Raw genomic sequence first — 12,236 nt, 5'->3', positions numbered from 1 at the left:
CGGTCCGCGGCGGGGGCGTCGTCAGAACGCGTACGCGCCGAACCGCCCCCACGCGACGAACACCGCCAGCGCGAGCAGGACGACGTTGACGACGACCATCTGCGTCTCCTTGCGGCGCAGGTGGGTGACGGCCGCACCGACCATGACGAGCGCCAGACCGACGGCCGCGACGGGCACGAGCACGGGCGCGACGTCGAGCACGGCGGGCAGGATCAGGCCGATCGCACCGAGCACCTCGGCGACGCCGATCGCCGTGATCGTCGACGGGCTGAAGCTCTCGGTCCAGCCCATCCCCGCCGCGGCGAGCTTCTCCTTCGACTGCGTGATCTTCAGCAGGCCGGTGGCGAGGAACGCGAGGGCGAGCAGGGCGGCAGCGATCCACAGGGCGAGGTTCATGGGCTCTTTCCGACGAGGGAGGGACGGGCTCGCGCGCAGCCTACGGCCGGTCGTGGGACGCTCCGGGGGGGGAACGGCCCGCTCTGGGATGATGGTCCTATGACCTCCCCCGCACGTGTCCGGCTCGCGGACGTCACCCCCCACATCGCCCTGGGCCCGCTCGACGGCCGCTACCGTGCGGCCGTCGCGCCGCTGGTCGACCACCTGAGCGAGGCGGCGCTGAACCGTGAGCGGGTGCACGTCGAGGTCGAGTGGCTGATCCACCTGGCGCAGCACGAGGTCGTCCCGGGGGCGCCGCGGCTGACCGACGAGGACGTCGCGTACCTGCGGGACGTCGTCGCGACGTTCGGGCCCGACGAGGTCGCGGAGCTGGCGGCGATCGAGAAGATCACCGTGCACGACGTCAAGGCGGTCGAGTACTTCCTCAAGAGCCGGCTCGCGGCCGCGCCGGAGGGGTCGGCGCTGCGTGAGGTCGGGGAGCTGGTGCACTTCGCGTGCACCAGCGAGGACATCAACAACCTGTCGTACGCGCTGATGGTCCGGGGCGCGGTGCGGGAGGTGTGGGCACCGGCGGCGACGGCGCTCGTCGACCAGGTGGCCGAGCTGGCGCGGTCGCTGCGGGACCAGCCGATGCTCGCTCTGACGCACGGGCAGCCGGCGACGCCCACGACGCTCGGCAAGGAGCTCGCGGTCCTCGCGCACCGGCTGCGTCGGCAGCTCTCGCGCATCGGCGGCGACGAGTACCTGGGCAAGCTCAACGGTGCGACGGGCACCTACGGGGCGCACGTCGTGGCGGTGCCGGGGGCGGACTGGCCGGCGGTCAGCAGGGCGTTCGTCGAGCACCTGGGGCTGACGTGGAACCCGCTGACCACGCAGATCGAGTCGCACGACTGGCAGGCCGAGCTGTACGCGGACGTCGCGCGGTTCAACCGGGTGCTGCACAACCTGGCCACGGACGTGTGGACGTACATCTCGCGCGGGGTCTTCATCCAGATCCCGGTGGCGGGGGCGACGGGCTCCTCGACGATGCCGCACAAGGTGAACCCGATCCGGTTCGAGAACGCCGAGGCCAACCTCGAGCTCTCGAGCGCCCTGCTGGACACCCTGGCCAGCACCCTGGTGACCAGCCGGCTCCAGCGCGACCTGACGGACTCGACCACGCAGCGCAACATCGGGCCGGCGTTCGGGCACTCGCTGCTGGCCATCGACAACGTGGCGCGGGGGCTGCGGGCGCTGTCGGTCGACGAGGCGCTGCTGGCGCGGGAGCTCGACGAGAACTGGGAGGTCCTCGGCGAGCCCGTGCAGTCGGCCATGCGCGCCGCGTCCGTCGCGGGGGTGACCGGCATGGAGAACCCCTACGAGCGGCTCAAGGAGCTGACCCGGGGACGTCGCCTGACGGCGGCGGACATGCGCGAGTTCATCGGAGGGCTCGGGCTTCCCGACGACGTCGCCGCGCGGCTCGCGGACCTCACCCCGGCGTCGTACACGGGGCTGGCGGACAGTCTCGTGGCCTACCTGGACGCCTGAGTTCGGGCGGTACACCCATCCGGCGGAGTCGTCCAGACCCCGCTGCTCCATTCGGGTGAACGAACGGCGCTGTCCGACCACCTTCTGCCGACCGGCAAGCAGAAGAGGAAGCGCTTCGACGGGACCGCTCTCATGCCTCTGACCTGCAATTTCATCCGAAAGGGTGACCGCTTCTGGACAGGTGCCCGGTATGCCCTGCACAATCGTGCACCGACCGGTCTGAAACATCCGGTTCACCCCTTTTCTGGCAAGGATGCCCATCGTGACGCTCATGCAGAAGGCGATCACGCCAGCGCTCACCCGCGCACATCTCACCGCGGGCCATGACCGTCTGGCGGGGTACGTGGTGCGCGCCGAGGACGTCGCTTTCGCGACGACCCCGGCTCAGCTGTTCGAGGTGCACGGTCTCGGGTACGAGGGTTCGCCCTTCAGCCCCTACGACCGCTCGATCGATGTGCTGCGCTTCGAGTCATCCCCCCAGCTGCAGTACCGCGACGTGCCCGGCTACATCCTCCCGCTGTGGTGGCTCCGCCACTCGCGCATCCCCCCGGGCGCCGAGCTCATCCGCATCTACGACAACGGGACCTCCACCCTGCTGGCGCGGTACGGAGACGTCGGCGCCGGGTGGACGGTCACGCAGCTCGGAGCCCCCCGCCCGTCGCTCGCGTCGCTCTCCCGCTGCGTCGGCCCCGTCGCCAAGTGGCACGGCGCCTACCTCGAGGCCGACGTCGTCGACAGCGGCCACACGGTCGTCCTGGCCCTGGCCAACCCGCCGCTCGCCGAGACCGGCTTCCACCAGTCCCCGTCGGGCCGCTGGTACCGCCGGGTCGCCCGCGAGGACGTGACCGAGCTGTTCGAGCTGGACCTCACGGCCCGCTGGAACGGCCTGAGCGTCCGCGTCGTCGACCAGTGGCAGGACGCCCAGCGCTACGTGGTCGCCCGCATCTCCCACCTCGGCGACGACATCGAGCGCGCCGAGCGTCTCCACCTCACCCGTGTCGAGGCCGGCGTGTACGAAGGCATCGTCTATGCCGCCGAGCTCACCGACATCCAGACCAACCAGGTGGTCCCCCACACCTGGGCCCCCGGGCCTGCTGCCCCCCAACAGCAGGTGGTGCGCTCCTGAGCGCGCCACACCGAGGGTTCCGTAACCAGGGTCACGCCAGCGTGATGTGACCCTCACGGGACGCGTGCCGGGCCTGGCCCTCCCCCCCGTCCAGGCCCGGCACGCTCTACTTCATCGCTGCGCTCGCGCAGCACATCGCGAGATCACAGCCGATCGGCTGGTCGCCGCGCAGCGAGGACGCCCCACCGCTGCGAGACCGCAGCCGTCGGGCGGACCGGACCGTCAGTGTGCGTCGGCCGCCACGGTCGGCACCGGGATCGACGCCAGCTCGGTCAGCGCAGCCGCGTACGTCATCGCGTCCCCGGCGCGTGCCGCCTCGCGGGCACGGACCGTCGGGGCGTGCAGCAGGGCGCGGGTGCGTCGGCGCAGGGCACGCTCGGCACGCTCGTCGCGGGCGTCGTCGGGCAGCTCGCTCAGGCCCGCCTCCAGCCCACCGAGGATCCGGGTGCGCTCCGCGACGACCGCGGGGTTCCACTCCCGCACCCGGCGGTCGGCCTCGTAGGCCTCCGCGGCCGCGACGACGACGTCGTGGGCGACCTGCACGGCGGCGTGCTCCGCGGGCGCGTGCTCGGCGACGGTGTGCAGGCTGACGAGCCGGACGCCGGGCAGGGAGCGGACGCCCGGGTCGACGTCGTGGCGCAGCGCGAGGTCGACGACCGTGAGCGGGGCCGCCGAGCCCTGCCGCGCGGACGCGAGCGCGTCGACCCCGAGCACCGCACCGGCTGCGCCGCTGCACGCGACGACGAGGTCGACGTCGGAGACCTCGGCGGCGAGGTCGGCGGACGCGGGCAGCGACCGGACCCCGCGGGCGGCGGCGAACGCACGAGCCCGCCCGGAGGCGGAGTACACGCGGATGTCGCCGGCGCCGCGGGCCTTGAGGGCGGCGAGCGACGCACCGGCGTAGGAGCCGGTGCCGATGAGCACGCAGCGGACCTCGGACCAGTCGGGCAGCTGCCGCTCGGCGATGTCGAGCGCGACGCCGACCACGGAGCGGCCGGTGGCGCCGAGCCCGGTGCGGCTCTCGACCAGCCGCGAGACGCGGGACGCGGCCTGGAACAGGGACTCGAGCCCGGAGGTGGTGGTGCCGTCGCGACGGGCGGCGGTCAGGGCGCGGCGGACCTGCCCCTGGATCTCCCGCTCGCCGACGACCATCGAGTCGAGGCCGCTGGCGACGGAGAACAGGTGGGCGGCGGCGTCGGTACCGGTCCGGACCCGCAGGTGCGTGTCGACCTGAGCCGTGGTGTAGCCCGACCGGCTGGCGACGGCCTGCGCGGCCGCGGTCCGGGCCGACGGGGTGTTGGCCGCGTCGTCGACCTCCAGGTACAGCTCGAACCGGTTGCACGTCGCCAGGACGACGGCACCGGACACGAACCTGTGGGCCGTCGAGCCCACGAGCTCGGACGCGACGGCCTGGACGTCCGACGAGAGACGTTCCAGCACATCGAGGTCGAGGTCGTGGTGACTGGCGGCGAGGGACAGCAGCACCACGTGCCCGAGTTAATCATCTCGACAATTGTCCGGCACAATCGGCGACGTGAACCTTCCTTCCTCGCACCCCCTCGTCGACGGCCGCACGAAGAATTCTTCGCTGGTCCGTGCGTATTCCGGCCAGGTGCCGTCGCGACGACCGGTGTGGTTCATGCGGCAGGCCGGCAGGTCGCTGCCCGAGTACCGCGCGGCGCGCGTCGGCACCGCGATGCTCGACGCCTGCCTGGACCCGGCGCTCGCCAGCGAGATCACGCTGCAGCCGGTGCGCCGGCACGACGTGGACGCCGCGATCTTCTTCTCGGACATCGTGGTGCCGCTCAAGCTCGCGGGCGTCGACGTGGAGATCAAGCCCGGTGTCGGCCCCGTGATGGGCTCCGCGGTGCGCACCGCCGACGACGTCGCCCGCCTGCGCGACCTCGGCCCGCTGACCCCGGAGGCGCTGCAGCCCGTCTCGGACGGGGTCGCGCTCACGGTCGACGCCCTGGGCGCGACGCCCCTGATCGGCTTCGCGGGCGCCCCGTTCACGCTGGCCGCGTACCTGGTGGAAGGCGGTCCGTCACGCGACCACCTGGCGGCCCGGACGCTCATGCACGCTGACCCGGCCACGTGGACGGCGCTGACGCAGTGGGCGGCCGACGTGACGGGCGCGTTCCTGCGGGCGCAGGTCCTGGCCGGGGCCAGCGCGACGCAGCTGTTCGACTCGTGGGCGGGCTCGCTGAGCCTCGCCGACTACACCGCGCACGTCGCGCCGGCGTCGGCACGGGCGCTCACGCACGTCGCCGACCTGGACGTGAAGAAGGTGCACTTCGGCACCGGCACCAGCGAGCTGCTCGTGGCGATGCGGGACGTCGGCGCGGACGTCGTCGGGGTCGACTACCGCCTGCCGCTCGACGAGGCGAACCGTCGGCTCGGTGGCACCACACCGCTGCAGGGCAACATCGACCCGGCGCTGCTGGCGGCGCCCTGGCCGGTGCTCGAGGCGCACGTCCGCGACGTCGTCGCGCGCGGTTCCGTCGCCCCCGGGCACGTGGTGAACCTCGGTCACGGCGTCCCGCCGGAGACCGACCCGACCGTGCTCACGCGCGTGGCCCAGCTGGTCCACGAGATCTGACGATGACCTGGGACGCGGTCGTCGTCGGCGGCGGGATCGCGGGGCTCGTCGCGGCCCGCGAGCTCGCCCATGAGGGCCTGCGGACGCTCGTCCTGGAGGAGCGCGACACCCTGGGCGGGGCGGTCACCGGGCACACGGTCGCCGGGCTGCGGCTCGACGCGGGGGCCGAGTCGTACGCCACGCGCGGTGGCACGGTCGCGGTGCTGCTCGGCGAGCTCGGCCTCGCGGACCGCATCCGGGTGCCCGAGCCGCACGGCGCCTGGGTGCACCTCCCGCACGGGGACGGTCCGCTGCCTCGCACGGGCCTGCTGGGCATCCCCACCGACCCCTGGGCCGCGCGCCGGACGCTCGGGCTCGTCGGCGCCGCGCGCGCGAGCCTGGACGCGGTACTGCCGGCGACCGGGGCGACCTTGCTCGGCGAGCTGGTCCGCCGGCGCATGGGCGCCCGCGCGCTGGACCGGCTGGTGCGCCCGGTGGTCGGCGGGGTGCACGCCGCGGATCCTGACGACCTCGCGGTGGACGCGGTGGCGCCAGGCCTGTCCGACGCGCTCCGCCGGGAGCGCGGCTCGCTGTCGCGGGCGGTCCGGAGCTTGCGGGCGTCGGGCCCGGCGGGGTCGGCGGTGCAGGGGCTCGCGGGTGGCCTGCACCTGCTGGTCGACGCCCTGGTGGCGGACCTCGAGGCGCACGGCGGCACCGTCCGCACGGGCGTGACCGTCACGTCGCTGGACGACGAGCGCGCCGACCGCTGGGTGCTGGCCACCCCGTCGGCGGTCGACCTGCTGGGGCTGGAGGTCGGTCGCCCCGACCCCGGTGCGCAGGTCACGCTGGTCACCCTGGTGCTGGACGCGCCCGCGCTCGACGCGGCACCGCGCGGCACCGGGGTGCTGGTCGCACGCGAGGCCACGGACGTCACCGCCAAGGCGCTCACGCACGCGACCGCCAAGTGGGTGTGGCTCGCGCAGACCGCGGGACCGGGGCGCCACGTGGTGCGGCTGTCGTACGGGCGCGCCGGCGAGGACGTGCGGCCCGACGCCGACGTGGCCCTGCGCGACGCGTCCGTCCTGCTGGGTGTCCCGCTGTCCGCCGACCAGCTCCAGGGGCACGCGGTCGTCCGGTGGACGCAGGCGCTGCCCCGGCCGAGCGCCGACCACGCGCGGGTGGTCGCGGGCGTGCGGGCGGCGGTCGAGCCGTTGCCCGGGGTGGCGGTGTGCGGGGCGTGGGTGGCCGGGAACGGGGTGGCGTCGGTGGTTCCCGACGCCCGGGCGGCGGCGCGGTCCGTCCTCTGAGCCGAATTCCTTCGTCATTTTCTGACAACGCGTCGGCAAGCGGTGGAAGAATGTCGTGGGTCACATTTCTCGGCGATATTTGCTGACAAGCTGTCACGATGTTTCCTGCAAATCCCCGCGCTTCGACATCCCCGCGACGGAGAGGGACACTGGCCGCATGCTCCAGCACGTGCGGGTCGGGACGCGCGCGAGCGCTCTCGCGCTCACGCAGACCGGCCATGTGGTCGACGCCCTCGCCGTCCTCGGACGCGGCGACCTCACCCTCGAGACCGTGCACGTCCGCACCGACGGCGACCGCCTGACCGGGTCGCTGCAGAGCCTCGGCGGCACCGGGGTCTTCGTCACGGCCCTGCGCGACGCGCTCCTCGACGGTCGCTGCGACGTCGCGGTGCACTCCCTCAAGGACCTGCCGACGGGCGACGCGGACGGGCTGGTCCTCGGGGCCGTCCCGCCGCGCGAGGACCCCGCCGACGCCCTGTGCGCCCGCGACGGCCTGACCCTCGACCTGCTGCCCACCGGTGCCCGCGTCGGCACCGGTTCCCCCCGGCGGGCCGCCCAGCTCCTCGCCGCGCGCCCCGACCTCGACGTCGTCGACATCCGCGGCAACGTCGACACCCGGCTCGGCCGCGTGGCCGGGTCCGCCACGGGCCCGGGCGACCTGGACGCCGTCGTGCTCGCCCGGGCGGGCCTGGCCCGGCTGGGGCGGCTCGACGCGGTCACGGAGGCGTTCGGTCCCGACGTCATGTCGCCCGCCCCCGGACAGGGTGCGCTCGCGGTCGAGGTGCGCGCCGGGCTCGACCCGGACCAGCCGCTCGCCCGGGCGCTCCGCACGCTCGACCACCGCCCGACCCACCTCGCGGTCCTCGCCGAGCGGGCGCTCCTCGCCCGCCTGGAGGCCGGCTGCGCCGCACCGATCGGCGCCACGGGACGCCTCGCCGACGACGGCCGCACCCTGTTCCTCGACGCCGTGATCGTCCGCCCCGACGGCGGTGCGACCCTGCGCCGCGGCCTGACGGCGACGCTGGGCTCCGACAGCGCCGCGGACGCCCGCGCGCTCGGCACGCGGCTCGCGGAGGTCCTACTCGACGCCGGTGCCGCCGACCTCGCCGCGCTGGGCGCCGCCCGATGACCGCGCCCCCCGTGCTGCCGCTGTCCGGGTGGCGGGTCCTGGTGCCCCGCCCGTCCGCCGGCCGCAGCCCCGCCGTCGTCGCGCTCGCCGCAGCCGGTGCCGAGGCGGTCGTCGTGCCGCTGATCGAGACCGTGCCGCCCGAGGACCCCACCGAGCTGGACGACGCCCTGCTGGCCCTGGAGTCCGGCTGGTTCGGGTGGCTCGTCGTCACGAGCGCCGCCGCGGTGCCCGTGCTCGTGGACCGCGCGCAGGAGAGCGCCGGGAGCCTGACGCAGCTGCTCGCCGACGGCCAGGTCCGGGTCGCGGCCATCGGTCCCGGCACGGCGCGCGCGCTGCGCGAGGTCGGCGTCGAACCCGACCTGGTGCCCCGCGGCCGGTCGACCTCGCGCGGGTTGGTCGAGGCATTCCCGCCCCCCACCGAACCGGCTCGCGTGCTCTTCCCCCGCGGCGACCTGGCGGCGACCACGGTCGCCGACGGGCTCCAGGCGCGCGGCTGGGACGTGGCCGACGTCGTCGCGTACCGGACCGTGCCGGCTGCCCCACCGCCCCCGGAGGTGCGCGAGGCCTGGACCGACGGCACCATCCGCGCGGCCCTGCTCACGTCGGCCAGCACGGTGCGCGAGCTGGCCCACCGGCTGGGCACGCCTCCGACGACCACCCTGATGATCGGCATCGGCCCGTCCACCGCCGCCGAGGCCGCCCGCCTGGGACTTCCCCTGGCCGGCATCGCGACCGAGCAGACGATGCTCGGCATGGTCGACGCGCTCACCCGGGCGGTCACCACGGTCCTGCCCGCCCCCATCCCCAGCCCCGAGGAGCTCCGATGACCGACGCCCGCCGGGTCCGTCCGCGCCGGCTGCGCGCCACCCCCGCGCTGCGCCGGCTGACCGCCGAGACGCGGCTCGACGCCGCCCAGCTGGTGCTCCCCGTGTTCGTCAAGGAAGGGCTGACGGAGCCGCGCGAGATCAGCTCGATGCCGGGCGTCCTCCAGCACACGCGCGACTCGCTGCGGAAGGCGGTCGCCGAGGCGGCGGGTGCCGGGCTCGGGGGCGTCATGCTCTTCGCGATCCCGACGGTGCGGGACGCCGTCGGCTCGCAGGCGACGGACCCCGACGGGATCCTCAACGTCGCGATCGCGGACACGGTCGCCGAGGTGGGCGACGCGCTCGTCGTGCAGGCCGACCTCTGTCTCGACGAGTTCACCGACCACGGGCACTGCGGCGTCCTCACCCCGGGCGGTGCCGTCGACAACGACGCGACCCTGGTCCGGTACGCGGAGATGGCCCTGGCGCAGGCGTCGGCAGGCGCTCACGTGGTCGGTCTCAGCGGCATGATGGACGGCCAGGTCGGCTACGTCCGGGACGCCCTCGACGCGGCCGGCCGCGACGACGTCGCGGTGCTGGCCTATGCGGCCAAGTACGCGTCGGCGTTCTACGGACCGTTCCGGGACGCGGTCGAGTCCCAGCTCGAGGGCGACCGCCGCACCTACCAGATGGACCCCGCGAACCGCCGGGAGGCCGTCCGGGAGGTCGCCATCGACCTCGCCGAGGGCGCCGACATCGTCATGGTCAAACCCGCCCTCGCCTACCTCGACATCCTGTCCGACGTGGCCGAGATGTCCACAGTTCCGGTCGCGGCCTACCAGGTCTCCGGTGAGTACGCCATGATCGAGGCCGCCGCTGCGCGAGGCTGGATCGAGCGCAGACGGGCGATCCTGGAGTCCGTGCTCAGCATCCGCCGCGCCGGTGCCGATCACGTACTCACGTACTCTGCGACAGAGCTGGCCGGTTGGCTGGCAGAGGAGATCCGATGAGCGTCACCACCTCGAACGCGACGACGAGCGCCACGGCGTTCGCTCGCGCGCAGGCCGTCATCCCCGGCGGGGTCAACTCCCCCGTGCGCGCGTTCGGAAACGTCGGCGGGACGCCCCGGTTCCTTGCGTCAGCCCAGGGCCCCTACGTCACCGACGTCGACGGCAACGAGTACGTCGACCTCGTCGGCTCGTGGGGTCCCGCCCTGCTCGGCCACGCGCACCCCGAGGTCGTCGACGCCGTCCGTGACGCGGCCGGGCGCGGCCTGAGCTTCGGCGCCCCGACGCTGACGGAGACCGACCTCGTCGACGAGATCCGCTCGCGGGTCCCCCCGGCCGAGAAGGTCCGCCTCGTCTCCACCGGTACCGAGGCGACGATGACGGCGCTGCGCCTGGCGCGCGCGTTCACCGGCCGCGACCTGATCGTGAAGTTCGCCGGCTGCTACCACGGGCACGTCGACGCCCTCCTGGCCTCCGCCGGGTCCGGCGTCGCGACGCTCGGACTGCCCGACTCCGCGGGCGTCTCCGCCGCGGTCACCAGCGAGACCATCGTCGTCCCGTACAACGACGTCGAGGCCGTCGAGGCCGTGTTCTCCGAGCACGGCCCCCGCATCGCCGCCGTCATCACCGAGGCCGCACCCGCCAACATGGGCGTCGTCCCCCCGCTGCCCGGGTTCAACGCCACGCTGCGCCGCCTCACGCTCACGCACGGCGCGCTGCTCATCCAGGACGAGGTCCTCACGGGCTTCCGCGTCGGCTACTCCGGCTGGTGGGGGCTCGAGGGCCTCCGCGAGGGCTGGGCGGCCGACCTGCACACGTTCGGCAAGGTCATCGGCGGAGGCCTGCCGGTCGCCGCCGTCGGTGGACGCCGGGACGTCATGAGCCTGCTCGCGCCGACGGGCCCCGTGTACCAGGCGGGCACCCTGTCGGGGAACCCGGTGGCGACCGCCGCCGGCCTGGCGACGCTGCGCCTCGCGGACGCGTCGGTCTACGCCCGCGTCGACGCCGTCTCCGCCCAGCTGCGCGGTGAGCTCACCGCGGCGCTCTCGGCCGAGGGGCAGCCGCACGCCGTCCAGTGGGCCGGCAACCTGTTCAGCGCGTTCTTCGGTGCCGACGCCGCCGCGCACGGCGCCCGGGACTACGCGGCCGTGCTCGCCAGCGAGTCGTGGCGCTACGCACCCTTCTTCACGTCGCTGCTCGAGTCCGGGGTGTACGCACCGCCGTCGCCGTTCGAGGCGTGGTTCGTGTCCGCCGCGCACGACGACGACGCGGTGGACCGGGTCGTCGCCGCGCTCCCCGCCGCCGTGCGCGCCGCCGCACAGGCCACGGCACCGACCGACTGACACCTGTGCCGACGACGAAGGGACCCGCCACGCGGCGGGTCCCTTCGTCGTTCGTGCGGCGTCAGCTGGCCGGCCGGGCCGATCCGACCGTCTCGGCGTCGAGCAGGGCCTCGTCGTCCGCGGTGACCGTCGCAGCCTCCAGGGCCAGCTCGTTGCGGTAGGCCCGCACCGACCACGTGATGGCAGCGGCCCAGACGAGCGCGATCGCCCCGAGGATCAGCCCCTCCGCGGGGGTGTCGGCCAGGCCGACCCAGTCGCTGCGGAGGAGCGTGCGGACGTTGGTGAGGACGATCAGCCCGCCGACGGCCGAGCCGAGGATGCGGCCGGGGATCTTGCGGACGAGCCACGCGGCGATCGGGGCGGCGATGACCCCGCCGACGAGGAGCGCGAGGACCCAGGCGGGGTTGATGCCCTGCGACCCGAGTGCGAGCAGGAAACCGACGCTGGCGGCGAGGGCGACCAGGAACTCGGACGTGTCGATCGAGCCGATGACCTTGCGGGGCTCGATGCGGCCCGACGCCAGGAGCGCCGGTGTACCGACCGGGCCCCACCCGCCGCCACCGGTCGCGTCGACGAAGCCGGCGAACAGGCCGAGAGGAGCGAGGAACCGCTTGCGCAGCGGGAGGCCGAGGCGGTCCTTGCGCAGCCCGAAGAGCGTGAACCGGATCAGGATGTAGATGCCGAGCGCGAGCAGGATCCCGGACATGACGGGCTTGGCCACGTCCGTCGCGAGGTTGGACAGGACGTACGCGCCGAGGAACGCGCCGACCGCACCGGGCACGCCGATGCGCAGGACGACCTTCCAGTCGACGTTCCCGAACCGCCAGTGCGAGAAGCCGGACACCAGGGTGGTGCCGATCTCGCTGAGGTGGATGGTCGCCGAGGCCGCCGCCGGGTTGGTACCGATGGCCAGCAGCAGCGTGGTCGACGTGACGCCGTAGGCCATGCCGAGAGCGCCGTCGACGAGCTGGGCGGCGAGCCCGACGAGAGCGAGCAGGATCAACGTGCGCACGAGAGACC

Annotated in this window: 11 protein-coding genes; 8 read left to right on the top strand and 3 right to left on the bottom strand. The window is 74.2% G+C overall.

Annotation, left to right across the window (positions count from 1 at the left end; translation table 11 throughout):
- Positions 1–21: 21 nt before the first annotated feature.
- Positions 22–396 carry a DoxX family protein gene (locus tag ASF78_RS09860; RefSeq protein ID WP_056587491.1) on the bottom strand — a complete coding sequence of 125 codons (375 nt, stop codon included), beginning with the start codon at positions 394–396 and terminating at the stop codon, positions 22–24.
- A gap of 99 nt (positions 397–495) precedes the next feature.
- Here ASF78_RS09860 and purB point away from each other — a divergent pair, with 99 nt between their 5' ends.
- On the top strand, positions 496–1,923 hold the full coding sequence (gene purB, locus ASF78_RS09855) for an adenylosuccinate lyase (protein WP_056587488.1): 1,428 nt from the start codon (positions 496–498) through the stop codon (positions 1,921–1,923).
- A gap of 271 nt (positions 1,924–2,194) precedes the next feature.
- Positions 2,195–3,049 carry a hypothetical protein gene (locus ASF78_RS09850; RefSeq protein WP_235523389.1) on the top strand — a complete coding sequence of 285 codons (855 nt, stop codon included), beginning with the start codon at positions 2,195–2,197 and terminating at the stop codon, positions 3,047–3,049.
- A 222-nt stretch (positions 3,050–3,271) separates the two neighbouring features.
- Here ASF78_RS09850 and ASF78_RS09845 read toward each other — a convergent pair whose 3' ends face one another.
- Complete coding sequence (locus ASF78_RS09845; RefSeq protein ID WP_056587485.1) at positions 3,272–4,537, bottom strand: glutamyl-tRNA reductase; 1,266 nt, start codon at positions 4,535–4,537, stop codon at positions 3,272–3,274.
- 46 nt (positions 4,538–4,583) lie between these two features.
- Here ASF78_RS09845 and hemE point away from each other — a divergent pair, with 46 nt between their 5' ends.
- The 6 genes from hemE (at position 4,584) to hemL (ending at position 11,216) form a co-directional block, all read left to right on the top strand.
- Positions 4,584–5,648, top strand: coding sequence for a uroporphyrinogen decarboxylase (hemE, locus tag ASF78_RS09840; RefSeq protein ID WP_056587482.1), 1,065 nt, complete (start codon positions 4,584–4,586; stop codon positions 5,646–5,648).
- 2 nt (positions 5,649–5,650) lie between these two features.
- A complete protein-coding gene (locus ASF78_RS09835) occupies positions 5,651–6,934 on the top strand; it encodes an NAD(P)/FAD-dependent oxidoreductase (RefSeq protein ID WP_056587480.1) in 1,284 nt (427 codons plus the stop codon).
- Positions 6,935–7,091: 157 nt separating this feature from the next.
- Positions 7,092–8,063 (top strand): hydroxymethylbilane synthase, encoded by a 972-nt coding sequence (gene hemC, locus ASF78_RS09830; RefSeq protein WP_056587477.1) that lies wholly within the window; start codon positions 7,092–7,094, stop codon positions 8,061–8,063.
- Positions 8,060–8,890: a uroporphyrinogen-III synthase gene (locus tag ASF78_RS09825; protein ID WP_056587475.1), complete on the top strand. Its 831-nt coding sequence runs from the start codon at positions 8,060–8,062 to the stop codon at positions 8,888–8,890. The genes hemC and ASF78_RS09825 overlap by 4 nt, the downstream gene beginning before the upstream one ends.
- Positions 8,887–9,876: a porphobilinogen synthase gene (gene hemB, locus ASF78_RS09820; RefSeq protein ID WP_056587472.1), complete on the top strand. Its 990-nt coding sequence runs from the start codon at positions 8,887–8,889 to the stop codon at positions 9,874–9,876. The genes ASF78_RS09825 and hemB overlap by 4 nt, the downstream gene beginning before the upstream one ends.
- On the top strand, positions 9,873–11,216 hold the full coding sequence (hemL, locus tag ASF78_RS09815) for a glutamate-1-semialdehyde 2,1-aminomutase (RefSeq protein WP_056587469.1): 1,344 nt from the start codon (positions 9,873–9,875) through the stop codon (positions 11,214–11,216). The genes hemB and hemL overlap by 4 nt, the downstream gene beginning before the upstream one ends.
- Before the next feature lie 61 nt (positions 11,217–11,277).
- Here hemL and ASF78_RS09810 read toward each other — a convergent pair whose 3' ends face one another.
- Positions 11,278–12,228, bottom strand: a complete 951-nt coding sequence (locus ASF78_RS09810) for a sulfite exporter TauE/SafE family protein (RefSeq protein ID WP_056587467.1) — start codon at positions 12,226–12,228, stop codon at positions 11,278–11,280.
- Positions 12,229–12,236 lie beyond the last annotated feature (8 nt).

The organism is Cellulomonas sp. Leaf334 (genome assembly GCF_001424195.1).
GTDB lineage: Bacteria > Actinomycetota > Actinomycetes > Actinomycetales > Cellulomonadaceae > Cellulomonas.
This window is presented reverse-complemented; position numbering and strand designations above follow the sequence as displayed.